This window comes from Imperialibacter sp. EC-SDR9 (assembly GCF_902498805.1).
Taxonomy (GTDB): Bacteria; Bacteroidota; Bacteroidia; order Cytophagales; family Cyclobacteriaceae; genus Imperialibacter.
Genome location: NZ_LR701577.1, coordinates 1 through 25158 on the forward strand (window position 1 = coordinate 1; position 25158 = coordinate 25158).

A 25158-nucleotide genomic window follows, 5' to 3' on the forward strand; every position below is an offset into this window, starting at 1 on the left:
GCTCAGACGGAGCCGCATTTTAAAAAAAAAATATAATCAAATATGAGACCTCTGCCAAGGCCGCAAGGTCTTGCTGACTCTAATATCCAACAACAACCCCAGCTTTTTTTAAATGCGTTTGCCCTGCTCACCTACCCTATGCTCGTTATCTTTTCGGGCTTTTTGACCATTTTGGGCGGTTACCTCATTTCCATTGCTACTGGTGTGCTTACAGGCACGGAATACATCTACGGCATTCGATATGAATTCGTGCAATTCAACGTCTCCTTTGCGCTGATCAAGTCGGTGGCATTCGGCTTTTTAGTAGCAGCCATTTCTTCTTACAAAGGATATTATACTGTCGGAGGTGCGCTGGAGGTAGGTAAATCGAGTACCAGCGCAGTGAACAATAGCTGTATTGCCATTCTGGTTGCCGACTACGTATTGGCCCAACTTCTTATTTGATTTTGTATGATTGAGATAGAAAACATCAAGAAATCTTTTGACGGAAAGGCCATATTGCATGGCATTTCTGGCACGTTCGAAAAGGGCAAAACCAACCTGATCATTGGCGCCAGCGGCACAGGAAAAAGTGTGCTTCTCAAGTGTATTGTGGGCCTGGTAAAACCCGATGAGGGAACGGTGACCTACGATGGGCGGGATTTCACACACGGCGACAAGAGCCTCAGAACAGATATCAGACGTGAAATAGGCATGTTGTTTCAGGGCGGAGCGCTCTTCGATTCCATGAATGTGGAGGCCAATGTTATGTTTCCGCTCAATGTACTTACTAAGATGCCTCAGGCGGAAAAGCTCGACAGGGTGAACTTTTGTCTCGAAAGAGTGGGGCTGGCTGGCGTGAATAAAAAAATGCCATCGGAAGTCAGCGGAGGAATGAAAAAGCGGGTGGGTATTGCCAGGGCCATTGTCAACAACTCCAAGTACCTGTTTTGCGATGAGCCCAATTCCGGGCTGGATCCACAAACGTCGATAACAATAGACAACCTGATTCAGGAGATCACCTATGAATTCGACATTACCACGGTAGTTGTTACCCACGACATGAACTCAGTAATGGAGATTGGCGACTATATCCTGTTCATGCATCAGGGCCAAAAAAAATGGGAAGGCAGCACCGACACAATTGCACAGGCAGATGTACCGGAATTGAAAGACTTTATATTCGCCAACAAATTGATGCGAACAATGATTAAAGATGTGAAATAAGCTGATGGCATTTCGCTCATCTTGTTTTTGCTTTGAACATGAAATAAGAAAATAGATTTGAATTATTAACCAGAGTTGGTCGACGAAACATAGCCGAACAACCGCTTTCCCCACAATGCACAGTAAAGTTTCCTTTTTCCGGTTTGTTGCCACCATCGAAGGCATTTCCTTCCTCGTATTGCTATTGATCGCTATGCCATTGAAGTACTGGATGGGTCAGCCACTAGCCGTCAGGTATGTGGGAATGGCTCACGGCGTCCTGTTCCTCCTCTACATTCCGGCCTTGTTGTTAGCGGCTCCTGTGTTAAAATGGGGCTTTTTGATGACATTCAGAGCGTTTCTAGCCTCTTTTCTACCGGGCGGCACTTTTTTGCTCGACAGGCAAATTGTAAAAGACTGGAAAGAGATCAATTCTTCAGCAAACAACAGCTAACTATCCGCATTTAAGAGCCCTGAAGTAGTACCTTGATAGAAAATTGGCTTTCTTTATTGCCATTACCGGATCATTTAACCTATGAAAACCCTTCTTTTTTCTTCGCTGTTTTTAGTCACCCACTGTCTCTTTGCCCAATCACCGCAGGCGTTTGAAATCTACAATTCAAAAGGCAAGCAGGTTGCTTACGAAAAAATGCTAAAGGACGTTTCCCGGGCCGATGTGGTCTTCTTCGGTGAGCTGCACGACAATTCCATCAACCACTGGCTCGAGCTGCAGGTAACTAAAGGCTTATACGCTGAACATGGCAAAGAGCTGGTAGTCGCCATGGAGATGCTCGAGGCCGATGATCAGCTGGTGGTGGACGAATTCATGAGCGGCCTTATCGAAGAGAGGCATTTGCTCAAGGAAGCTAAAATGTGGGACAACTATAAAACGGACTACAAACCCATCGTAGAATTTGCCAAAGAACACCAACTGAAAGTGGTGGCGTCAAATATCCCCCGAAGGTATGCCAACCTAGTATACCGAAAAGGGCCTGATGCGCTCAATAACCTACCCGACGAAGCAAAAAAATACATTGCCCCTCTTCCCCTGGAAATTGACCTGAACTTACCCGGTTATCAGGAAATGATAGAGTCGATGGGTGGACACGGTGCCCCGGGAAGCGCCGAAAACCTGGCCAGTTCTCAGGCAAGCAAAGACGCAACAATGGGCTGGTTCATCAGCAAAGAAAGTAAGAGCAAGGTCATTCACTTCAATGGCTCCTACCATTCCAAAAATGGCGAAGGCATCATTTGGTACCTGAACAAATACAACAAGAAGGCAAGCGTGGCTACCATCCACTGTGTGGAGCAAGAAAACATCGGAGAGCTGGGAGAGGGAAATGTTGGTGCTGCGGATTTTATCATTGTGATCCCCTCTGATATGACGAAAACATACTAAAGGCAACCGTTGCAATCGATCAGGTGGCATTTGGATAAGCAGATTCCAGATTATTTTTTTACTTTCATACAATTTTAAGCTCCAACAGGCTTCTTTTTTTTCGACCAGCACAATGAATTTACTTAAGAAAGCACTCGGGAAGCTGCTGCCTGCCAGAGATGCCTCCAGGCCTATAGAAGAAAGGCTTTTTGAGATCACACTCTGCCTGACTATCCTCACGCTACTGTTGTGGTCGTTGGTAGGCATACTGTCGCAATTCAATTCAACTGTCCTCGGCATCTATCTGTTCGCACTGTGTTTTTACTCTGCGGTCTATTTGGCTGTTAAAAAAGGCATATCCTTTCGTCTTACTACCTCTGTTTATTATATCTCTGCATTGCTCATCATCTCCTTTGGCTGGCTCCCCTCCGGCGGCATCCGTGGTGCTGTGATGCACATGTGTGTGCTCATCTACATCTCAGGGCTTTTGGTTTTACCTATACGCCGTTATATCATCTTTATCATATCCACGATTTGCGTGGTGATCATTTTCGTCACCATCGAGTACTACCACAGAGACCTGGCCGTGCCCTACACTGATTATGTGAGCGAATGGAGAGATCTTTCGATAGCGGGGGTGGTCATGCTGGTGGTGATGGGCTTTGCTTTCTATATTTTCAAAAAAGAGTATTTGCAAGACAGAGAGCATCTGCAACGAATGAACCTCGAGTTGGGTACTGCCAAAGAAAGGGCCGAATCGGCCGATAAGGCTAAGAGTCAATTTCTGGCTACCATCAGTCACGAAATGCGAACACCGCTCAATGGAATCGTCGGACTTGCGGAACTAATCGAGAAAACCAATCTTGACAAAGAACAGAGCGAGCTTGTAAAAAACCTGGCAACCAGCAGCCACATACTTTCAGGCTTGATTACTGATGTGCTTGACATCACCATGATTGAAAACAACCGGGTGACGTTACAAGAAGATGCTTTTGAGCTGAAGGATGTAACGAAGGATATCAGCCAGCTATTTCATGGATTTGAGTCGGTGAAAACCAGTAAGGTTTCCATTGAGTTGGTACACGCCAGCAAATCCGACATTCACCTGATGGGTGACCTTAAGAGGATCAGGCAAATCCTTATTAACCTGACAACGAATGCGGTCAAATTCACGCCGGCAGGAAAAGTGACCATGTCTACCACCGTTGTGAGAAAAGAAGATAAGATTGCCACAGTTCTTTTCAAAGTTGACGACACCGGCATTGGCATTCCAAAGAGTCAGCACTCCAAAGTGTTTTCAAGATTCTTCAAGCATGAAACTGGCTTGGCGATGATAGGCACCGGGTTGGGCCTCTCGATTGCCAAAAGCCTCACCGACTTGATGAAAGGGAAGATATGGTTCTCTTCTGCGGAGAACAAAGGCAGTTCGTTTTATTTGGAACTTCCACTGGCACTAGCCAGCCAAGCTCACCATGCGGGGGCGGAAAAATACGCTCAACCAATAACCTTTAGTGAACTATCCATCCTTGTGGCAGAAGACGTACCTATCAATAGGCTTGTGATGCTTAAAATACTCAAGAACATTGGCATCACGAAAATAGAAGTGGCTGAAGATGGGGAGCAGGCTGTGACCCTGGCTTCTTCTCAAACCTTCGACTTTATATTGATGGACATTTTAATGCCCAGAATGGACGGTATTGAAGCAGCCCAGAGAATTCTTGAGATATTTCGGGAGAGACATCAAATCCCCCCTTTTATCATTGCTGTTACTGCCAATGCTATGACGGAAGATGAAGCCAAATGCCGGGAAGCCGGGATGGTTGATTTTATCACTAAACCTTTTACCACTGACGCCCTCACAGCAGTTTTCACACGTCTTTGGAGCTCAGTTTAGCTCTCGTCATCAGCATCATTATATACGCACAAATCACAGCCCAGCGCCATTCGACATATCAGTTTGGCTCGCTCACCAAAAATTGTTTAACTTACTGACAAGCTATAGCAGTCAACCTTTGACTTTGCCGACCTTATAAAAAACTCACTGTTCTTAATATAATTTTTTCTTGAAATAATTAAATTATTTTTAGGGACGTGTTTTTTGCATATATTTAAGTGATCAGCCTAGCTATGGGAAATACCGTTGCCATTTATAATTTTAAAGGAGGGGTGGGCAAAACCACGACTGCTCTCAATCTTGGCTACGCATGGTCCCGCCAATTCAAAGTACTTTTGATCGATTGCGATCCACAGTGCAATCTTAGCAACTCCCTGGGGGCCGATAATTCTACAAAGTCCATTTACCGATACATCAAAGACCTGTTGCATGACAACCTCCCTGAGAGTATTGAAGCGCAGGAGGTAACACCATATATGCACCTGTTGCCCGGGGACTACCTGATGACGGAAATGGAGTCGAACAGCAGGTTTATTTCGTTTGGTCCCAATATCGTGCAGAAGCTGGGGTACGTGTTACGTAAGGATTACGATATCGTGATCATGGACATGCCCACTCATTTCGGAGGACTGGTAAAATCGATGCTTACTGACGTAGACAGTATCCTGATTCCGGCTCTTGCTGATTCGTTCTCCATTGATGGCATCAAAAAACTGCTAACGTTTCTTTACACCGTTGAAAGAAAAAGGCCGCTGAACATACTGGGGATCTATTTCAACATGTACAAACAGTCGCTCATCCACCACAGAGAAAAGTATGCTGAGGCAATGACGGAATTTGAAGACCTGATGCTGGAAAGCACCGTCTCGAACTCCATCAAGGTAAGCGAGGCCATAGATATTGGCAAATCCATGAACAGGGTCAATCCTGAAAACAAGTCAGCCATCGACTTCCTCAAGCTCAGCGACGAGCTGATGGCCAAGTTCAATAACACCTTTTTGTCTTCGAAATTCATCTCCGAGGAGTTCCTGGAGAATATCAAGACGAGGTAAGGCTCTGAAAAGGATTCAACCGCTGAGAAAACCGAAAACACAGCGCCAGGGAGAAATACCGCCCGGCTTTCGGTAAACGCAAACTCCTCACAGTAGTCCCGTAGGGACGACACATAGGTAAACTCCACCAACACGTAAAACAAGCACTGCCAGTGCCGTCAGGTACGGCACATGGCGCACCCACGTGCCTACGAAAAAAACTTCCTACAACAACCTGGCTAATACAAACCACTCCCCACCTTTCTTCCACTTCAAAGGTTGAAGCCGCTTCAATAGCCTCATTGCTCCTCATCAAAAAGCCAAAGCATCGTTCTCCTCAAATTACTATATTCATTCAAAACATACCTTAACTACAATAATTACCATGGAAAACGAGAACAATAAAACCAATATTGGGCGGCGGGAAGTCATTAAAGGGCTCGGCCTTGGAGCCACTGGCACGTTTCTGGGGGCTGCCAATCCAGCAGTGGCGGGCGTGTATGAAGCCGCCACGAAAGCCCTCCCTCCTCTTACCATCACCAATGTGAAGGCCATTTCGACCTGCCCTCATGGCATAGAGCTGATCGTGGTAAAAGTGGAAACCAGCGAACCCGGATTATATGGCCTCGGCTGTGCCACCTTCCGCCAGCGGGCCCGGCCTGTTATTTCTGCCATCAACGACTACCTCAACGACTTCTGCAAGGGCAAAAGCGTCGACAACATCGAAGACATGTGGCAAACCGCCTACGTAAGCTCCTACTGGCGCAACGGCCCGGTGCTCAACAATGCCCTGAGCGGCCTCGACCAGGCCCTGTGGGATATCAAAGGCAAGCGTGCCAATATGCCGGTGTACCAGCTGCTGGGTGGGAAGTGCCGTTTTGCCATCCCCTGCTACTCTCATGCGTCGGGCAACTCCCCGGAAGCCGTAGCCGACGATGCCAAGCGAATCATGGACGAGGGCTACAAGTATGTGCGCATTCAAATGGGCGGCTATGGTGCTGCAGGCGTGGCGTCGGTGCCCGACTTCAAAGCCAAAGGCTTCGGAATGCCTGACGACAACTACATGGATCCTTACTTCTACATGAAGAGTGTGCCCGAGATCTTCGCCAAAACCCGGGAGGTATGCGGTGAAAGAGTGGAGCTGCTGCACGACATCCATGAACGCCTTCAGCCCAACGATGCCATCAACATGATCCGCAAGCTGGAAGAGTTCAGGCCTTTCTTTATCGAAGACCCTTTCTCTCCTGAAAACATTGGCTATTTCAGGCAGCTTAGGCAGCAGAGCAGCGTGCCGTTGGCCATGGGCGAGCTCTACAACAATCCTCACGAATGGGTAGGCCCCATGAGTGAAAGGCTTTTTGACTTCATCCGTATTCATATTTCACAGATAGGTGGCATTACGCCCGCTATGAAGGTGGCCAGGCTGGGTGAAGCCTTCAATGTGAAAACAGCGTGGCACGGGCCTGGAGATGTGTCGCCGGTAGGCCATGCTGCCAACGCCCACATCGACTTTGCGGTATGGAACTTCGGTATCCAGGAAAGTGTGAACTTCTCAGACACGCTAAGGGAAATCTTCCCCGGCAGCCCTTTCATGAAGGACGGTTATATGTACGTAAACGAAGCGCCTGGCCTTGGTGTGGACATTAATGAAAAGCTCGCCGCCAAGTACCCCATTCCTGAGAAGCAGTTGAACGGCTGGACACAGCTGAGAATGCATGATGGAACGCCGGTGCGGCCTTAGGATTTTTCCCTTTTAACCCTCCAAGGGGTTTTGAACCCTTGGAGGGTTGACTGTCATCCTGGCTTTAGAGATGCCTGCCTGCGCAGGTTTGGCGAAACCGTGGATCTGTATCGAGCATTTGAGTCCCTACTCCTTCCTAATCACCAGCGGAAAGTCCTGTCCTCGTGAAAAGGTATACGGGTATTGAGGGGTTCCTTTTAGCTTCTGGGTGAGCTCGGGCACCTGATCGTCGAGGAAGGACTTGAGTTCGTATATCGTGACTTTGCCGTCTTTGGGTGCGCCGTCCGCTGCTCCCTGCAAGCCGGAAATTAGCAGGTAGGTAAACAGCCCGTGACCAAGCTCAGCAAACTCCGTGGCAAATTGCTCACTACCAGCCGACGCCATCACATGAATGCCCGCACTTCGGGAAAGCTGTGCAATGGCTTTTTCTTCGGCTGCTCCACGGGTGGCAAGCAGCTCTATGGATGCGCCGGACTGACAGGCATCCATCACAATTAGCTGCTTGAGTGCGTGAATGCTTTTCAAGTGTTCCTGCAGCTCGCTGGCCTCAATGGCATTTTTCTTCAACGATGACACGTCGTACAGCCTGAGGCTTTCGGTGGGGATAAAATAGAAACTGTTGTCGACCATGCTACCATGCCCGGCGTAGTAGAAAATAAACACATCCTCGGGGTGCACTTCGGCGCTGAGTTCATCCAGCTTTTTGATGATGTTTTCCTTTGATGCCTGGTCATCGAACAACGTATGCAGCTTGATTTCCTTGAAAAGTGATGTGCCGTTGTCGTCAATCATGCTGCTGAACGACTCAGCGTCGGGTCGGGCATAGTTCAGCGTCATCTTGGGGTTTTGGTACCTATTGATGCCCACGGCCAGGATATGGCAGGTGGCACTTTTCGAAGAATGATCCGCCATTACCTCCACGTTACTTATCGCCGATTCAATATTGTCATTGTTAGCGGCCCTGGCTTCAAAGGTGTTGGCACCTCCTATCAGGTCGACCGTGTGACGATAAGTCGTGCTCCTGCCTTTACCGGAAGGGTAGCTAAGGCCCTGCGTGTTCAACGACATGCGCTTGCCGTTGTGAAAGAGCCTCAGCTCACTTACACCGCCGCCATTGTCAATCATTTTAACATACACTTCGGCTTTGGTGGCATCGTCGGCTGGCAGCGTAGCAATTTTTACGGTAGGTGGAGGGGATTTCAGAAGCTTGGTCTGGATGTTTTTAAGGTTGCCTGACCCTCCCCTGTTCGAAAAAATCTGCGGTAGCAGGTCAGGGCGATAGAACTCCTCAAAAAACTGGTCCACAGAATAGGTGGTGGTTTTATCAACAAAGTGGATATGCTTTCTCGCCTCGTCTGTCCCGTTAAAATAGCCCTCCGGGTTTTTCACCATCCATTCGTTGGCACCAAAGTGAATGTGCTCAAAAAACTCCTTCCCTGAAGCCAGGTCCCAAAACTTGGTGGTGCCGTCCAGGGCATGGCTGATCAGCATTTTGTTGTTTTGCCCCAGCAGCAGCGAGGTGACTTCCGCCGTATGACCTTCAAAGGTCTTGACCTGCGCAGCGGTGTTGTAATCCCACACCCTGATGATTCTGTCGGCTCCAGCCGTGTAAATTTGGTTTCCGTCAGGGCTAAAGATGGCTTTGTGCACCGGGCCGACGTGGCCCGTCAGCTTCTTCGTCATCAGGCCGGTGGCAATGTCCCAAATGCGGATGGAGCCATCCCAGCTCGTTGTGAGCAGTTCTTTCTGATTGGGGCTTAGGGTCAGTGAGGAAACAATATCGGTGTGCCCAACGAACGTGCGGACGGGCAAGTGGGTGTCCAGCTCAATCATTGTCAGCGAATTGTCGAGCCTGGCCACAAACACATACAAGTCGGTGGGATGAAAAAGCAGGTTGTAGACTGACTGTGACTGGAAGTCGTAGTAGTTCACCCGCTCGCCGGTGGCTAGGTCGTATATTTTGATCGTTGCGTCCCAGCTGGCAGTGATGAGATGCTTTTCGTCGTTGCTGAATTTCACATCGAAGATGGGCTCTCTGTGGGCTTTGATGGTGCGAAGGGTATCTCCGGTGGCCACGTTCCAGAGGATGATTCGGCCATCGCCGCCACCCGTGGCCATGGTTTGGCCATTGTCCGTCAGGTCATAGCAGAGGGCTGCTTTCTCATGGCCTTTGTACTCCATGACAGTTTTGCCTGAGGCGATGTTCCACCGCTTTACCTTGGTGCCAAACTTGCCCTTGATCAGCTCCGTGCCATCTTTGGAAAGCATCAGCTCATTTTTGAACCTGATGTATTTGGCAATGTACGAGTCCCAGTAAGAGTTGGGGTCGTAATTGATGCCGCCTTTGTCCCGCTCGTTGAGCAACCCCGTGAGGGTGGTTTCGACTTGCTCAGTAGTGGTATTAAGCTTGTAGGCTGTGTTGTTGTCGCAGGCAAGCAACAGACTACCATCAGCCGCCATATGGGTTTCGTTGATTTCGGTGGCTGCTTCCGACGTTATTTCCTTCACGAGCTTCCCTGACTGATTCTCCCAAGTGACGACGCTTGATTTGGTAGCCACCCAAATGTCGTTGCCTTTCTTACTAAAACCAACGCCGGAGAGCTCTTCCACTTCCTCACCATAGGTTTGAAGCAGGTCACCGTTTGAAAGCTTGTATTTTCTTACGACCGTTTTGTTGGAGGCTACCAGCAGGGTTTTGCTGTCGTCGCTAAAAGCTACCCAGGTAGCACAGCCCCCGCACCATCCTTCTGCCTGTTCGAAAGTGTATACCTTTTCCCAGGTAGCAGTGCTGTATACATTGGCCGTTCGGTTGTCCTCTCCTATGGCCAGCCACTTGCCGTCTTTTGAAAAAGCTGCATTGATGCCATAGCCGAGGCCTTGGTCGGCATTGACTTTGAAGGACTGAACTATCTTTTTCGTCTCAAAATCCCACAGGTGTGCTTCGTTGGGATAGCCCCCTGTGAAGAAAAACTTGGCATCATTGCTAAAAGCGACGGCAGTAAGGTATTTAGCTTCCACCGGCGTAGTGAAAATCATTTTGCCTGTAGCCACTTCCCAAATGCGGGCTGTTTTGTCACCGCTGCTGGTGATCATATACTTGCCATCGGCAGAGAAATCAATGCAATTGACGCTACCGGTATGCCCCAGGAAGCTGCGCACTTCCCTGCCAGTGGATACCTCCCAAAGCTTGGCGGTTTTGTCACGACTGCCAGTGGCCACCAAACTACTGTCGGGGCTTTGAGCGACACTCAGCACAGCCAGCTCATGCCCCTGTTGGATGACTGTTTCGAGGGTTTGGGCAGCCAAAGCAAAGGACAGCAAAAACGATAGCAAAGAGGAGAAAAAGCACTTCATTGGGTAAGGTGGTCAGCTATAGGAAGCAAGTTACTAAAGTTGACTGGTTGAAGCGGTAGGGAATGGAGGGAAGTTGTGTAAGGAGGCCCGGATACTGAGTCGGCTTGCTATCACACCCTACTTATCCAGCACCTCCGGCCGAAGCTCGACAAGCAGAAACAGGGGGAGAAAATAACTCGGTCAAGATTAGCATCGGAAGACATTTATCTAAATGAAGGAAGAAGGTGTTTTGCCCAAAATTCTGAATCTTCTTCGTTCGTGGTTCGTGCAGGTGCTGCTTCAGGGCCAATTGCATTGAAGGGAAACTCTTTTGGATAATTGATATAGATAAAGTGACTTTCAGTATCAAAAGCAAATTGTCGGCGCCCGGGAGAATAAAAGTACTTATATTTTGAATAGTCCCTTCCCATAATAAAATCAAATTTCTTTGCCGCAACATCCACGATAACAAAGCATGTACGCCCGTAGTTTTGTTTTTTTCCTAAAACATACTTTCCGTCAGGGCTGGCTAACAAAACTTCGATATATTCAGCAATCAACTCACTCTTTGAAAGATCAAATAAGGGGGTAGAATATATCTTCCAATCGTATACATCAGCTCCCTTTAGATAAAAAAATTTCTTGCCAAAAAACAATTTACCACTGCTTACCTGCATGTTTATGCACTCAATGCAACTCAAATCTCTTTGTTTGATCTCATCGTCGTCTATCTCAAAAATTCGGACAGTGCTATCTGACCTGCCGGATCTCAAATATTGGCTCACGTATTCGTTCAGGACGACAAATTTGCCGGATTCATCCAAAAAGTAATCGACATCCCTGTCGTAATAGTGCTCTGGATAAGATCTAATCTTCGTATCGCTACCATTGGAGCTAATCCAAAAGTCCTGAAAATCTTGTAAAAATTGACCACGGCTCAGCTCATCGACGTTTTTGTCAAGAAGATCCCCAGGAACCTGGAAAATGCCTCTGTACAGCGTGCTGCCATCCATTTGAATAAAGCTTAAAATATTTCGACCCTGCTTTTTAATAGATAAGGTGTCAATCACCTCATTGGTTAACTCATTATAAAAAACTTTCCCGACTGCCTCGGAGCTGAGTCCATATTTCGTGCTCTTTCTCAAATTGACTTGATACACTAGGTTATCATCGCTGCTACCTGCTGGGTAATATACCCTTCCAGACAAGAGTTCTCTCAGATCATCAGGTTTTGGTATTATTAATTCATCGGCCAAATGATACTCTTCTTGTGCTATCAAGCCATTACTCACGGTCATCAAAAGAGCAAATATCAGTTTCTGCATGGCAGTTATTTCCGGTTGATGTTGAAATCGACTTCCTTTCAGAGCGTCTCGCAGAGGACTTTCAGTAAGATGGTTGACGCCCCATCTTACTCAGCGCCTGCAACCGGATCGGCCTCAGGAGACACAGAGAGGTGATATTATTCGCTAAGTTGTTCATTAACCTGAAAACAATATAAAGTACCATTTTGATCGGTCGCAAAAATCAAATTTTCATGCATTTCATTACCAAACCGAAATAACAGACCATCCATCTCTATCAAAGGGCGTTCAGGTTTTGGATTTTGAAGACTGTCGAAAATATTAGAAAAGCATTCAAAGGAAATTTTACCATCACTTTTTCTGGCGGCAGTCAAACACGCATAATCATCAATCCTACGGTAGGTCAGTAAATAATTCTGCGTCTCCGCCATCATAAATGCATCCGCAGGGGTATAGCCATCGTTGCGCCAAGCCACCGTTCCATTAATGCTCTGATGGGCGGATAGACTAGCATTGGTGGTATAGAGTATGCTGTCATTTAAAAGTATTTCCATATCGGAAGCGCTACTATTTTCATTTTTCCAAACGATTGAATTAAGACTTAAGTCGAAACAAGCTAGCCCCATCCCCTTAATCCAAACATAAAGCAATTCACCATTCAATTTTGGGTCAGATGCAAATTTTCCCAATAGTATTTTTTCTAAAATTTCACCTGAGCTTGCTTCTATTTTATACAAAAATTTATCGCCAGAAACATATACTGCATCGCCTACTTTGATCGGTATATTATAAATATTTTCGATGTGTCTCTCCCAAAGCTTTTTTCCGTTAAGGACACTTATTGCGGAAAAAGTTGAGTCATCGGTTGCTGAGAACAAGACAGGTCCATTTATAACTCTTGGTTTTCTAATCCACGGTTCCCTTATTCTGTTATTAGATTTATATAATGTCTTTCCATTGAAAATATTTACCAATGCCTGGCCTCCCCTAGAGGAGAAGAAGATTAAACTATCATTAGTTATTTCTTTGATAGCCTCCTGGTCTTCTGGTTTTGAAAAGTAGAGTTTTTTTCCAGATGCAGCTTCGTATGCGTACGCCAAGCCATAAGTTTCAAATATCAAACCCTCATTCACCAGAGGGTTTGAAGAATAACGTTGCCCTTTCGCTGTCCATTTCAATTCGAGGAGCTTATCCAATGTTTCAACTCCCTTGCTTTGCCCCTGAGCAAAAACGCCCTCAAAGCTGAAAATTGTAAATAGTAGCAATAGAGCTTCTTTTAGCTTATTCATTTATAAATTGGTTGTAATTTCTACCAGGGATTCCGAAATGCATCCAGTCTTTTTTGCCATTATAATGGCCACCCCATTCTGTGATATTGCTAAATAAATCAAGCAAGATCCCTTCCATCAAAGACTCACTCATATCACAAAAACCATCTTTGCCTAATTCATTTCCAAAATCTCTGTTTAAAAATTGGATTAGAAGATCTTTTCCATAGACGTCAAAACCATCGTAGCCATAAAGTTTCAAAGCACTAACAAAATCAAAATATTCATCGGCAACAGGCTGAATTCTAACGAAATCAATGGAAAAGCTGGTGGCAACAAACTCCCTCAGTTTATTTATAGAACTCAAATCTGCATCATTGTAATCGTTTCTGAGCAATGTGCAAGCATCCTTGAGGTCTGATAGTTTCAACAAAATGGTTGCCAAATAAACGTCATCTAAATATGCTATGGAAGCTTTTCCAGCGGTCGAGAATATTGCTCTATCAAATATAGGCTCAATTACATTTTTCAATTCATTGATGCTGTAAATTCTTGATTCGATCTGATTTATAGTAGTTTCTATTACTATTCCAGTATTTTCACTTTGTTTTTTTTTGGCAATAAGATCAAGGATTGTGTTCAAGTTAGTTTTTATTACGTCAAGAGAGTTCTTTATCACATCATTATCTAGATCATCAATAGGGTAATGCCTAGAGTCCTTATTATAGAGGTCGATATGGCTGTAGGAATTCACATTAGTAAAATCAACCGAGTTTATTTCTTTGAACTTATTCAAAAAAATACTGTGCGCTCTCTTAGTATCAAAACCTGAAACTTTGGGAGCTCCAGGATCAAAATTCGTTCCAGTAAAATATCGTATAACGAAAAACGCAAGAGGTCGTTCAGAAAAAATTATTTGGGGGTTCCTTTTTGAGTCAATATCAACTGCTAACCCCAAAGAGTGAGGACTTAGATCAGTGCTTGGGGTTGATCCGTTATTGATCTTTCTGATTGCAAAATCATTGATCAAACCGTCGTATTTCTCCACAACCTCTTTGTATACGGCATTCCCATAATTCTGAATAATTGCGTTCTCAACTTGTTTGAGGTACGGGTAGAATTTTTTATGAACTCTAATCGTCTGCTCTAAAAAAGTATACTTGGAGCTCTCTGTATCAAAAGTTATTTTATCTTTAAAGTATTCGAGAGGATTAGTTTCCTCAATTGCCTTAAACTTACTTTTATACAACCGGCTTGCCTCCTTGTATTTGGCATACCTTTCGGCATTATTACATTGAACCTCCTTTCCACCAACTATTTTTGTGCAGAGTACCCAGTTCTGCATGCCCGTGTTGTCATTCCATTCATCGACTTCTTCCTCCACATCACTTTCGATAGATGAGACAAATTCAATATCGCTCCCTGATTCAAGTGAAGCGCTAATGCGTATTTCAAACGGTGATTCATCAAAACGAATAAACTTATCCAAAGAAGCTCCCTGATTCATTTTTCCATCCCAAATGAAAACTCCTTCCTGTGTAATCGGAAGATCTTCGTCATTCAGGTAAGCCAACGTGCCATCATTCTTGAATATCTCTACTTTGGCATATTGAAGCGGGAACCGCTCGGTGGCTTGAATTGAATAATGTATGGAAAGACTATCTTCGCCAATCCCCGGAGCAAACATCCTATCCTCAATCGGTTCAATCGTAACTAACTCAGGGCGCTCCTCTTCTGTATCTTCGATAATGAATGGGCAAACCATTTCCAAAAGCTTTGTTTTCACTCCATCGGATAGCTCTGGATAAAACGGCGGCACCTTTTCTAAAAATGTAAGCCCTATCACTTTCAATAACTCTGAATTATTCTCATCGGCGGCTAATTGCTTCAAGAAATCATCCACAGATTCGGTCAGTTTTTGAATATTCTCTAAAATAGTTTCGGTGCCTGCTTCCCTATCCACAAAGCAAGCATTAAGCTTTTCCCAGGGCCTTTCAATATTTTCTTCAACCGCCTTTTGCCATTCTTCTATATTTTCTCTAGCACTTGCTAGCGCTTCTTTGATAATTATTTTCTGTATTCCCTCCAATGAAGCATTGGCTGTTATCTCGTCTTTAACTTCCTTAGAATTCGTTTCCACCCGCTGCAGCGCCGCTATCAGCGCACTCACCACTGTTTCTTTGGCCTCGTTGGGGGTGGCGAAGGTGGCGCTGCCCAGCTGCTGCTGGCTGGTGGAGGCGGCAATGGAATCGACTTCGGCTTGGCTGATGCTGAGCAGCTCGTAGACCTGTGACGTTTTGCCCGTCAGCTCCAGGGTGGTGGTGTAGCCCGTTGGAGGGCCATCGGTGGCCACAGGCACAAAGATGATTTTGGCGGCCAGCAGGTTGTCGTTGTCGGCCTTGTTGATTTTGCCGAGGCGCTGCTGCCGGAAGATCCTGGGCCAGAACTCATCGCTGTCGATATAGCCGATGGTGAGCACCTGGATATTGTTGCGCTGCATGAAGCCGTCGGTGAAGGCGGTGAGGCGCTCGTCTTTGGCAATGCGGCCCAGGGCCAGGGAATGCGTGAGCCGGGGCAGATCAAACAGGCCTTTCATGATGTTGCGGGCTTCGTCTTCGGATATCGTGATGTTGTCGAGGGTGTCGCCTTCTTGTGGTGGGACTGAAGATTGCCGGGCATAGCTTTGAGGCACAATTGCCAGCAGAAGCATCCATAAAATCAGGTAAAATGCCGGGCTATATACCTTCGATATCATGCCAGCGGAGATAAAATTAATAGATAGTATCCCGCTATTTTAAAAAATGATTTATACGAAACCCCTTGCAAAACTGTCTCCATCCGGCTAAAAATAGGTTCTAGGCTGAAATAATATAATGAGATATTAAAATACGTACTTATTTTTCATTTGCAAATAGGAGTTGGATTTTGAGGGAGAAAGTAGCGATTGAAACGGCAGGTGAGGTTTGAGGTAGTGGTGCTTCGGTGCGAAGGGTGGCGGCCCTTCGCATGGATATGACGTTCTTCCGGGCCCCTTCAGGGGCGCCCGGCTTAGGGCGCCCGGCTTAGCGTGCCAGGCCCATGGTTTGCATATGTCCGGCCGGGTGAGGCCGTTCAAGATGTGGCCACATCAACAATCACTATATATAGGAGATTCCTGATCTCCGCTGGCGCTGCTTCAGGAATGACGGCGTGGAGAGGGGCTGCGCAAAGGATACCAGGAAGTCCGTGAAGTGTATTGACACCACCAGTCCCGTTAGGGACGACATGGCGGTAACGCCAAAAGCCAGGAAGGAAAGCAGAGCGAGTGCCGTAGGTACGGCATATAATCGTTCCACGATCATAGGTGCCGTTAGCTTGACTACAACTCCTACCTGTATAGCACCGGAAAAAGTACCTTATCAGGCCTCGGCTGTGGCTCATGGGGATTTCTTCGCTGCGCTGCGAAATGACGTTGTTATGGAAGGTCTGGCAGATGAGCGACCTCTTTAATTAGCCACAAAAAAAATCCCGCAGCTGCCTGCGGGATTCTAGGTTGGGCTTTTACACCTCTGGTGATTGATCATTCTTCGTCAGGTTCGTTCGACAAAAGGGTGCTTGATAGCTCAGTATACTTGGTATACCTCACTGTACCCATGTTTTCCCTCATCTCTGCGCTGGGCAAAAAGCTGATCTTGTTGCGCTTGATGCTGTAGTTACCCACCTCATCAGGCGTGTCGTAGCCTTTGCTGCTGATGTTCACCCGAAAGCTTCCCAGCTGACTCAGGTTCACTGTGCGACCATTGCGCAGAAACTTGGGTATCAACTCGAGAAAGTTCTCGATCACTGCCATGGCATCGGCGGTAGTCACGGTGCTTCGAGACGATATCTCCCGCACCATTTCTCTCAGTGTAACTTCTCGCTCTCTTTTGATGCCAGCGTAGTACTTGATTTGTCCTCCTCCAGCCACTCCCGGCTGGGTACGACCTATTGCTTTATATAAGATAGACATGACTTTAAAATTTAAATGGTTAATAAAATGATTTAAAACTGTGTCTCAGCCTGTGAAGCGTGTGCCACTTTTACTCCCCTGCTATGCGAACTCCCACATGGGCATGTTCTAAGAGGATGACTCCGATGACCTGGTCTTCTAAAGCATCCCGATACCCGGTGAGCCCACAGAAGGAAAGGCAAAATGCACTACTTCAAAAGATAAAACGGTAATTGATTTTGGAAATCCGGCCGGTTTTCCTGGAGTGAAAAAGTGGTTCGTTTGAGGCCTCAGCGGAAGTAATTCTTACTCCTTGTGTACGCTAAATTCTAATTCAATATTGATGCCAAAAATGAATTTCACCGTGCCAAATGTGGAATTTTTTTCTATTATTTTTTCAATCTATAATTTTTTAGAAAACCAGGAAGAAAACCCCTCTTTTAAGCCAACCAAAACATCTCTCCTCCCGTTTAAACACCCGGCGTTTTAGAGTGAATAGATTGATTGCAATCGTTTGCATTTGGTTATTCGCATGTTGACAACCTACATCAGCTCACGTTCTACTTCCGCCGCCCTCAATTGACCGATATTCCCCCCTCTTAAATTGTACTTTTCCTTGACTATTTTCCTACCCACCAGACCTCAATAGTCGGGTTTTTGACTGCCTGCTTTTGGCCCTCCGGAGACAAGCGCTTGTGCCACTATGTGTTAAGCGCTTATGCCGGTACCTGATAAGCGCTTGTGTGGGTACCTGATAAGCGCTTGTCTCACCCCCTCATAAGCGCTTAACACGAGACGAATAACAGCATGACTTGAAACGAATAAGCGCTATACATGAGGCGGATAAGCGCAATACACCCACCGAGGTTAAAAAAGTTCGATTACAGGCAATAGAGAGGGGTTTCGATGGAGAGTGCAAAAGAGAAATGAGTGACCGAAATAGTGGGCGGGACAAGTAAAACAGTCCTATAGGCTGCGATATGTAATAGGATTAAACCATTTCTCCCGGCAAAAAAGCCAGTTCGCTCACAGCATCGAATAAATTATCACCGGAAGTGACAATTATGACGATTTTTATATATTACCTACTCATAACTGTTACATAACCTATCCGTCAGGCAAATGAACCGACCAGTCAACGTAAAAAATCTTTCTTTCCTTCTATTAGTTTGCTTTATGGGGCTTGGCTTCACCGCCACCAGCCAATCTTTCCGCCAGGACACCCTCGGCCTTGTGAACAAGCCTATGACATTCTACTTCACTTACAGAGCCGAGCCTTTCACCGACCTGTCGTACATGCATTTCAAATTCAGGGAGGTCAACGACCATCAGCTTATGAACAGCTACTACAAATACCAAAAGACCCACAAGGCCACCCGAATTACCAGCGCTGCCGGCGCCTTCCTGATCGGTTTTGCCGGCGCTGCATTGCTCCTCAACTCCCGACGACAGGAATTCGACAAGCCGCCCATGTACGCCCTGCTGGGCACAGGCATAGTCACTACCGGTGTTTCAATATGGCTGGAACGGAAATCAATCAAACATGCCCGCAAGGTGGTAGGGCGGTACAATGGTTTGGTGAGGTAGAGGGGGGGGGGTTAGGCTCGGTTAAAATCTTCTTTGAAACCTGAACGCATTTTCGTTTGTTTGTGTATTGAAGCGTCTTTATAGGCTTGAAGGCTTACGTTCTACGTAGGAGATCATTAGAGCTTGTTGGGGCGCTTCTCCTTTTTGCTGCTTTTTTGATATACGTAATCGCTGGGAGTGAATAGCCAATGGCGATACGGATGTAAAAATCGGTCGAGTTTGTCGTTATCGATGCCCGTGGAGATGCCGATATTAAAGTGGGGTCTGATTTCCCTGATTCTGGTATTGATGTATTTATAGACCTTCTCTTTGGCTAACGTTCGTTTTCCTCTTCTTTTTTGACCAGCAGGCTTTTCTTTGTGTTGATCATTCAACCTGAAAGCCATGGCACCAATAACTACATCGATGCACTGTAGGATGATATGTTTCTTCGAATCTACTTCGTAAATATCACTTTTACTGAGCCTTAGGTTGGCCGAAGCCAACTCTGGAAGGAATTGGATTCCATAAATAAAGTCTTTGAATTTTTTATTCTTAGTGTGGCTGTCAGGCAAGGTATCAAAGAATAATTCCAGTTGGATAGGGTAATCAGACTCCAAATAGGGGAAGCCAAAAGAGTGTTTGATAAACTGATAGTAGAGTAAGTGGTACTGAATTCTCCTATTGTCATGCGGAATGGATGTAGGAACAAACCTGTTGTCAGTAAACATCACTCTCACCTTGATGAGGTTGTTCGCTACTGCCTGAAAGAACACCTCCATCATTTCGCAATAGGCCTCTATCCTTTGGCTATTGATGTTGCCCCACTTTAGCTCTGAATCTTCCATATTCAGATCCATCCTCTTGCTCAATAGTACATTATTAACCCTCTCAAAATCAGCACGGGCTATCATGCACCCGCCGTAGAAATTAGAATAGTATTTACCCTGTTTGAGCGATTCGTCGCAGAATATGTAGAAACCCTTTTCCTTCATTAATTAAACTTAAAGTCCGGTTTTGCCTCCTTAACCAGTCTACTTTTTAAAAACTTGCTGTCTCCTTCAGGGGATTCCCTCATTCTGGTCTTCACGTTGGCGGCTTGCTTCCCGTAAAGCCTGAAATAAAAGTCGTAGGTTTTGGAGTAGGCATCGTTGAGAGAGTACGCATGGATGGGTTCGAAGAAAGGAAGGTTCCGTGAAGTGCAGTCTACTACCGTGCAATGACAATCCACCAAATCAAAGTCCTTGGTGGGCTCCTTCCTGGCCCCAAAAAGGGTTTCGTGGAGTTGGACTGCAAACATGCATTTCACTTTGTCAGTCTTTTTTGATTTGGAGCCCGCACTTATTGCAAAATGAAGAACCTCCCCTTTGTCCTTGAGCTTTAAGGCTTCCTTAAATCCCTTGTCTTTCAAAAGAGCTAGCCGTTTCTCAGTGACCATTGGGAAATTGACCTCATTATAAGGATCTGCCTTGAGCACATCCTGGGGATTGACCGTGATGGTCAGTTCACTGCCCTCAGCAAGAAGAATACGCTTGCCGGTATCTTTGCTATAAAGGAACCCATATTTGTAGATTGCATTATGTGCTTCCATATCTTTCGTGTTGTTTGGTGGTTATTTTGGCAATGAAAAATAGTGAAAAACATGGCATTACTCTACATATTATTGAATTGACGTTGCTATAGCACGCAATTATGGAAACGCTATGCGACGGGTAAGAGTAGCTCAGAAAACTGCGACGGCCCAATAGCAAGTGCAGTCAGGTATAGTATATAGAACAAAGGTGCGGGTAAAGGGGCAGCTAACTACTTCTGTAGGACTCCTTTTCGGATATCTGGCCCTGTTTGAAGTGACTTCAATAGACTTGATTTTTTGGGCATCAACTTAACATGGCTCGTCGGAAATCCCTTTTTTTAAACCTAATACCCAAATTTGCGCCGATTTCTTTAATCAGGTCAATTTTTTGATTTGGATCCATTCCCTCGTTCCCACAGGAGGCTGGAAACAAATAGGTGCCCCGAACTGTCATGGCTTTTTGTATCCTAGGGTAGCTTACAAGCATGTTAGCATCATGGACGTCTTTAAACCTCAAACAGGTGTAATTGACTGGCCGATCTTTGTCAGTTTCAGAATAAATCGGAAAGTTTCCGATGATGGAATCGAGCCATTCCACTGTAACATGTCTAGGAATATACCGGTTTTGAAAATAAAAGAATTCCTCACTTGTGAGATCGATGTATTTAATAAGAGTTTCCTCATCCACAGTACCGCTTCTAAGGCTAGGAAGTAAACTTTGGAATCGCTCAATACAACTAATCATTACTGTAAAGCGAAATTGTTTCTGGTTATGCTGATAACCAATGTAGAAAGCTACTAACCCTAAGATTCCAGCCGACGTAATTACATTTGCTGCAATGGTTGTGACTTCAATCAAACTCATTATCTCAGAGAAGTTTAGTTTCTATTAGTTTTTTTATTTCCGTTCCTACTTCGGAATTCAGTCTTCCATCTTTGATCGGATTGATGGTTGCGAGCGTGCATCTCTTGCCTAAAAAAGAATAGGTTCCTGAAACGTGGATCTTTGTTTCCTTTCCTGGGTAAAGAAGAAAAGCATGGTCTTTTACTTTAAATGAATTGTAAATAAACATCTGTTGCAGATCCCCGTCAGAGATAGAATCTAAATCGAAGGTTTTCCATTTTGTGTCGATCACTGCACTTTCGCAAATTATATCAGGCCTAATGGTTTTGCCATTGATTCCATAATTGATATCGGGATTCCAAAATGATGTTACATTTTGTCTGGTAGCCGAAGGGATCTCTTTTCTGATTTGACGGTAGATATACTCCTCCCAAATTCTGTTCATGTCGAATAGTAAGGCGAAAACCTGATTATCACCCCCTCTTACGTCTGGGCTGAGATGTAACAGTATCATCTTAGCAATTTCAACTGCCTTTTTGTATCTCTCCGTCTTTCGGTCGAATTTCAAAAGCCCAAAGTTTTTGGTGGAAATTTTAGTTTCCGGAAGCTCTGGAAAGTCAAGTAACGTCCTGTTAATTTGATCTGTCAGAAGTGGATTGACATTGATCAATTGCAGTACTTCCAGTGCCCGTCTCAAAATTTGGTTCAGCAGATGCTCATGGTCATAAACCTGATGTGTGGTGTAAAATCGCTCTTTGTGGACAAGGTTTCGGCTGATGTTTTGAGCAAACTGCAGTGAACCCTTTAGAGCTAAAACATTACCAGACCTACTTCTGTATCGCTTAGCCAGCCCCTTGTGAAGTAGTGTTCTAACTTCATTGATGTATTCCTGGAAGTAAAGATCCAGCAACGAATTCGATCTATATTTAAGTTGAGCTTCGGATACCGACTCCATCCTAACAAACAGGCACTCTTTCAGCATGTAAAAAAGCACCTTCTGCCAAAGGTCCTTGTTATCGTCTCCATATCGGTCAATCTTTGGTAAGATTTCTATTGTGAGATTTCCTGCCTGTACCACGCCAACATATTGGTTGAACTTTACGCCTTCCGGTACAAGCGTGAAATGCTTTCTCCCATGCTTCTCGTTGTATTTACCAAGCAAATCGAGGTGCTTCTGGGAAATAACTATGGCATCTTCGGAGGATCCTCCAGGAAAACTATCCCCAAGGTAGATGGCGTCGTGTTCAAATACCTTGATGATCCTACTCATATATAGACTTAAAAGCGTCTATTGTCCACTTGGAGGGTGAGCTAAAACCATACACCGGCCTTTGTATAAGATCGTCGACCAAGTCTTTCTCGTATCCCTTAAATTTAAAGAGGCCCTTTTCTGCCGCTGTTGTTTCAATAAAGGAGTCGCCCAAAACCAACCCTATCTTCCCAAAGTCGCCGTAAAAATACTCTTGTAGCAACGGGATAATGCTATTGTGGAAACAGTCCCTCAAGTCTTTTAATGAATACACCTTCAGGAAATAGCTGTGTCCGATACAGTGGTCTTTGTCGAGTAGCCGTTCAATCCTAACATTTAGCTTGGTCAGTAGCAATTCAAGATTAATCCCGGTCAGGTTGGTCAGCTCAAACGTATCAAGCTGGGCCTCCATCTTCTTATCATCCCAACTCTCCCATATTGCCTTCTTCCGGTCGTGGAATTCTTCCGGCACACCAAATAGCTCGAAAAATTCCACTTCAGTAGTCTTATATGGCTCATCGTTCCACGGGGTTTCCTCACCGTCCCAAAACATCTGCCACAACATGCGCTTTGTATTCAGCAGCTTTGGTTGGGGAGCTATCTCCTTGAATACAAATCTTCTTCTAAGAGCGGTATCGAGCGCTTCAACACTCCGATCAGCCGTGTTCATTGTTCCGATTAAGAAGAGATTGGGTGGAACAGAAAACTCTGTCTTTGAATAGGGCAGCTTGGTGGTCAGAACTTCGGGCCGGTTCTTTCTTTTGTCAGCTTCGATTAGCGTAATCAGCTCTCCAAAGATCTGAGACACATTACCGCGATTTATCTCATCAATTATCAGTACATGGTTCTTTTTAGTTCGATTTTCTGACTTTACCACTTTGCCTTGTTCTTTGACAAAAAACTCTTTCTTTAGGGAATATTTTGCTAATTTATAGATCGTCATCATAGACAACGATTTTTTGTAAAATTCCTCGACAGGAATATTTTTATCCGTCATAATCCATTCCACTGTCCTGAAGTGATTGTACTGAATTCCCGAATCCGGATTATATTTGTACTCACCCGTCACTTTCCCAATCGCCCTAATCTTGCTATTTCCGTACGAAACCACAACGTATTGCCCGGTTTTTAAGTAGTTCTTAAAAGTGTTAACAGCAGTGGCATTGTATGGATCATAACCTAATTCTTTGACCTTTTCTTTGACTTGTGATTCATTCATCCCAGTGTAGTCTTGATCCTGACCATAACCTAAGGCGATGACATTATTTTCAATACAATATTTGTAGATCTCCTCATCTTCAGGCACCTGACTATTTCCCAAGCTTATTTTATAAAAAGTGGCCTGATTGTACTGATTTTCTGAGAGGTCAAAGATAGTCTTAGACTCTTCGGGCTCATAGTCCTTATATGAATCGGCTCGTTCTGCAATCCTTTTAAAAACGCCTGGCGAAATTTCATAACCAAGCATACCTTCCCTGTCTGTGGACATGATCGGCTTTATCCCTTCTATAAAGTCCTCATAAGAGAATGACTGATGAAAGGTCACGAACTCAATCTGTCCCAATTCCTTGTACTCCTGATATGCCTTTCTTAAATCGTCTCTGTCTGCATATTTTTCCTTAAACTGACTTTCATCCAGTTCTTCCACTATTTTGACGGCTTCCTCCATGGTGGAGTAAGTCTTACCTGTTCCTGGAGGGCCAAACAAAATCTGATTGAGTGGATGATTGCTCATAGAAGTCGAGTTAGTACTTGTGGAAGGTTGCTTTTCGCTGCGATAGGCCTCATAGGAAATAACATAAAAGGGCTCATCGATCTGCTCTCTTACGTTCTGTAATATGTTCAGATACCCCTGCCAATCATGAAAGTCCGTATTGATCCCTCTTTCATTGAGGTAAGGTCTGGTTTGTGCATTAATAGGGAGGTATTCTTCAGGGTTGACGTAAAAAAGGCCCTGTGTAAGCTTTACGAACCCAACAGCCGGTATTTTCTGGGCTTCCTCAAAATCTTTCGCATCAACTTGCTTTCTAATCGCATCCTTGAATAGCTTCCACAAAAGGGGAAGCTGGGGGGCTTGCCTGATTTCTTTGAATGGGAAGTACCACACTCGCTGAGCTGGTGCTGTAGGAATTCCATTGACATCTGTCGGCTCCTTAGCACTAAGCTTGTATTTCTTTGCAAGGGTCTGCAGAAACTGCAATCTCTTTTCCGGGCCAAATTTAAAAGTCATGGAAAGGAACGTAAACGGGTCAATGACTGTAAGCGGGATTTTTCCAGTTTCATCCTTGTCCGTTAGCCCTTCCTTAATTCCCAACTCTTTCAATGTATCGATTAGTGACTCCTGCTGACTTTCTAGTCCTGAAATCTTCGTGGACAGTTCTTTTAATACCGGAACCCACGTGTAATTAGGACGAACACTCTTTGGATTATAAAGCAACGCCAACCTGCTGATGGATGTTCTTTTGTCAGCGAAAGCACACCGCACGTTGTTCGCTACCTTATTTTTTTCACTTTCTAAAAAGTCATTTTCATCTCTATCTGGAAACAAATCCGAAACTTCTTTTCCGTTGTTTTCTTTGCCAGCTGAAAATGACTCCAGTGGCTGCAGCCCCTCAATGTCATCATTTTTGGCAATCTGGGCGGAAAGTCTGTTCCTGCGAAATTCTTTATTCACAAATTCCAGGACTTCCGCTCTGGTCGTATTTTGAAGGTACATGTAGTCCGACTCAGAAGTGCCCGGAATGCGAATTATCTCTCTGTATTCATCCGGTATGCATGTTCGTCCGTAGTCTATCAGCTTTTGCTTAAATTTTTTTAAGGTCATG

19 protein-coding genes are annotated in these 25158 nt (G+C 45.2%); 9 read left to right on the plus strand and 10 right to left on the minus strand.

Annotated features, from left to right (window positions below):
• Positions 1-42 precede the first annotated feature (42 nt).
• The 7 genes from GC130_RS05695 (at position 43) to GC130_RS05725 (ending at position 7229) form a co-directional block, all read left to right on the plus strand.
• The gene (locus GC130_RS05695) at positions 43-444 is read left to right on the plus strand and encodes an ABC transporter permease (protein WP_151997314.1); all 402 of its coding nucleotides are present in this window, start codon (positions 43-45) and stop codon (positions 442-444) included.
• Positions 445-450: 6 nt separating this feature from the next.
• Positions 451-1206: an ABC transporter ATP-binding protein gene (locus GC130_RS05700; RefSeq protein ID WP_151997315.1), complete on the plus strand. Its 756-nt coding sequence runs from the start codon at positions 451-453 to the stop codon at positions 1204-1206.
• Between the two features lie 115 nt (positions 1207-1321).
• Positions 1322-1639: a DUF3817 domain-containing protein gene (locus GC130_RS05705; protein ID WP_151997316.1), complete on the plus strand. Its 318-nt coding sequence runs from the start codon at positions 1322-1324 to the stop codon at positions 1637-1639.
• 81 nt (positions 1640-1720) lie between these two features.
• Positions 1721-2584 (plus strand): ChaN family lipoprotein, encoded by an 864-nt coding sequence (locus GC130_RS05710; RefSeq protein ID WP_151997317.1) that lies wholly within the window; start codon positions 1721-1723, stop codon positions 2582-2584.
• Between the two features lie 112 nt (positions 2585-2696).
• The gene (locus GC130_RS05715; protein ID WP_151997318.1) at positions 2697-4457 is read left to right on the plus strand and encodes an ATP-binding protein; all 1761 of its coding nucleotides are present in this window, start codon (positions 2697-2699) and stop codon (positions 4455-4457) included.
• A 233-nt stretch (positions 4458-4690) separates the two neighbouring features.
• Complete coding sequence (locus GC130_RS05720) at positions 4691-5509, plus strand: ParA family protein (protein ID WP_151997319.1); 819 nt, start codon at positions 4691-4693, stop codon at positions 5507-5509.
• 364 nt (positions 5510-5873) lie between these two features.
• Positions 5874-7229, plus strand: a complete 1356-nt coding sequence (locus GC130_RS05725) for an enolase C-terminal domain-like protein (RefSeq protein ID WP_151997320.1) — start codon at positions 5874-5876, stop codon at positions 7227-7229.
• A 126-nt stretch (positions 7230-7355) separates the two neighbouring features.
• On the opposite strand, the gene GC130_RS05730 is transcribed toward GC130_RS05725, so the two are convergent.
• From GC130_RS05730 to GC130_RS05745, 4 genes are all read right to left on the minus strand, one after another.
• Positions 7356-10583 carry a caspase family protein gene (locus GC130_RS05730; protein WP_151997321.1) on the minus strand — a complete coding sequence of 1076 codons (3228 nt, stop codon included), beginning with the start codon at positions 10581-10583 and terminating at the stop codon, positions 7356-7358.
• A gap of 203 nt (positions 10584-10786) precedes the next feature.
• Positions 10787-11887 (minus strand): WD40 repeat domain-containing protein, encoded by a 1101-nt coding sequence (locus GC130_RS05735; RefSeq protein WP_151997322.1) that lies wholly within the window; start codon positions 11885-11887, stop codon positions 10787-10789.
• Positions 11888-12024: 137 nt separating this feature from the next.
• Positions 12025-13155, minus strand: coding sequence for a PQQ-binding-like beta-propeller repeat protein (locus tag GC130_RS05740; protein ID WP_151997323.1), 1131 nt, complete (start codon positions 13153-13155; stop codon positions 12025-12027).
• A complete protein-coding gene (locus GC130_RS05745) occupies positions 13148-15634 on the minus strand; it encodes a hypothetical protein (RefSeq protein ID WP_151997324.1) in 2487 nt (828 codons plus the stop codon). The genes GC130_RS05740 and GC130_RS05745 overlap by 8 nt, the downstream gene beginning before the upstream one ends.
• A gap of 725 nt (positions 15635-16359) precedes the next feature.
• On the opposite strand from GC130_RS05745, the gene GC130_RS05750 reads away from it, so the two are divergent.
• The gene (locus tag GC130_RS05750) at positions 16360-16623 is read left to right on the plus strand and encodes a hypothetical protein (protein WP_151997325.1); all 264 of its coding nucleotides are present in this window, start codon (positions 16360-16362) and stop codon (positions 16621-16623) included.
• Positions 16624-16693: 70 nt separating this feature from the next.
• Here GC130_RS05750 and GC130_RS05755 read toward each other — a convergent pair whose 3' ends face one another.
• Positions 16694-17122, minus strand: coding sequence for an HU family DNA-binding protein (locus tag GC130_RS05755; RefSeq protein ID WP_151997326.1), 429 nt, complete (start codon positions 17120-17122; stop codon positions 16694-16696).
• Positions 17123-18223: 1101 nt separating this feature from the next.
• Between GC130_RS05755 and GC130_RS05760 the strand changes: the two genes are divergently transcribed.
• Positions 18224-18688, plus strand: coding sequence for a hypothetical protein (locus tag GC130_RS05760; RefSeq protein WP_151997327.1), 465 nt, complete (start codon positions 18224-18226; stop codon positions 18686-18688).
• A gap of 116 nt (positions 18689-18804) precedes the next feature.
• Here the strand turns inward: GC130_RS05760 and GC130_RS05765 are convergent, their stop codons facing one another.
• The 5 genes from GC130_RS05765 to GC130_RS05785 form a co-directional block, all read right to left on the minus strand.
• Positions 18805-19662 carry a DUF3800 domain-containing protein gene (locus tag GC130_RS05765; RefSeq protein ID WP_151997328.1) on the minus strand — a complete coding sequence of 286 codons (858 nt, stop codon included), beginning with the start codon at positions 19660-19662 and terminating at the stop codon, positions 18805-18807.
• The gene (locus tag GC130_RS05770; RefSeq protein ID WP_151997329.1) at positions 19662-20258 is read right to left on the minus strand and encodes a hypothetical protein; all 597 of its coding nucleotides are present in this window, start codon (positions 20256-20258) and stop codon (positions 19662-19664) included. The genes GC130_RS05765 and GC130_RS05770 overlap by 1 nt, the downstream gene beginning before the upstream one ends.
• A 286-nt stretch (positions 20259-20544) precedes the next feature.
• Positions 20545-21105 (minus strand): hypothetical protein, encoded by a 561-nt coding sequence (locus GC130_RS05775; RefSeq protein ID WP_151997330.1) that lies wholly within the window; start codon positions 21103-21105, stop codon positions 20545-20547.
• Between the two features lie 4 nt (positions 21106-21109).
• Positions 21110-22354 (minus strand): McrC family protein, encoded by a 1245-nt coding sequence (locus GC130_RS05780; protein ID WP_151997331.1) that lies wholly within the window; start codon positions 22352-22354, stop codon positions 21110-21112.
• Complete coding sequence (locus GC130_RS05785; protein ID WP_151997332.1) at positions 22347-25157, minus strand: AAA family ATPase; 2811 nt, start codon at positions 25155-25157, stop codon at positions 22347-22349. Before GC130_RS05785 ends, GC130_RS05780 begins: the two co-directional genes overlap by 8 nt.
• Position 25158 lies beyond the last annotated feature (1 nt).

Bases quoted from the DNA above. Each gene is read 5' to 3' on its own strand.
- GC130_RS05740 (WP_151997323.1), bottom strand. From the start codon at position 13,155: ATGAATAAGCTAAAAGAAGCTCTATTGCTACTATTTACAATTTTCAGC.
- GC130_RS05725 (WP_151997320.1), top strand. From the start codon at position 5,874: ATGGAAAACGAGAACAATAAAACCAATATTGGGCGGCGGGAAGTCATT.
- GC130_RS05755 (WP_151997326.1), bottom strand. From the start codon at position 17,122: ATGTCTATCTTATATAAAGCAATAGGTCGTACCCAGCCGGGAGTGGCT.
- GC130_RS05695 (WP_151997314.1), top strand. From the start codon at position 43: ATGAGACCTCTGCCAAGGCCGCAAGGTCTTGCTGACTCTAATATCCAA.
- GC130_RS05735 (WP_151997322.1), bottom strand. From the start codon at position 11,887: ATGCAGAAACTGATATTTGCTCTTTTGATGACCGTGAGTAATGGCTTG.
- GC130_RS05715 (WP_151997318.1), top strand. From the start codon at position 2,697: ATGAATTTACTTAAGAAAGCACTCGGGAAGCTGCTGCCTGCCAGAGAT.
- GC130_RS05780 (WP_151997331.1), bottom strand. From the start codon at position 22,354: ATGAGTAGGATCATCAAGGTATTTGAACACGACGCCATCTACCTTGGG.
- GC130_RS05775 (WP_151997330.1), bottom strand. From the start codon at position 21,105: ATGAGTTTGATTGAAGTCACAACCATTGCAGCAAATGTAATTACGTCG.
- GC130_RS05760 (WP_151997327.1), top strand. From the start codon at position 18,224: ATGAACCGACCAGTCAACGTAAAAAATCTTTCTTTCCTTCTATTAGTT.
- GC130_RS05720 (WP_151997319.1), top strand. From the start codon at position 4,691: ATGGGAAATACCGTTGCCATTTATAATTTTAAAGGAGGGGTGGGCAAA.
- GC130_RS05730 (WP_151997321.1), bottom strand. From the start codon at position 10,583: ATGAAGTGCTTTTTCTCCTCTTTGCTATCGTTTTTGCTGTCCTTTGCT.
- GC130_RS05700 (WP_151997315.1), top strand. From the start codon at position 451: ATGATTGAGATAGAAAACATCAAGAAATCTTTTGACGGAAAGGCCATA.
- GC130_RS05770 (WP_151997329.1), bottom strand. From the start codon at position 20,258: ATGGAAGCACATAATGCAATCTACAAATATGGGTTCCTTTATAGCAAA.
- GC130_RS05745 (WP_151997324.1), bottom strand. From the start codon at position 15,634: ATGCAGCGCAACAATATCCAGGTGCTCACCATCGGCTATATCGACAGC.
- GC130_RS05705 (WP_151997316.1), top strand. From the start codon at position 1,322: ATGCACAGTAAAGTTTCCTTTTTCCGGTTTGTTGCCACCATCGAAGGC.
- GC130_RS05710 (WP_151997317.1), top strand. From the start codon at position 1,721: ATGAAAACCCTTCTTTTTTCTTCGCTGTTTTTAGTCACCCACTGTCTC.
- GC130_RS05785 (WP_151997332.1), bottom strand. From the start codon at position 25,157: ATGACCTTAAAAAAATTTAAGCAAAAGCTGATAGACTACGGACGAACA.
- GC130_RS05765 (WP_151997328.1), bottom strand. From the start codon at position 19,662: ATGAAGGAAAAGGGTTTCTACATATTCTGCGACGAATCGCTCAAACAG.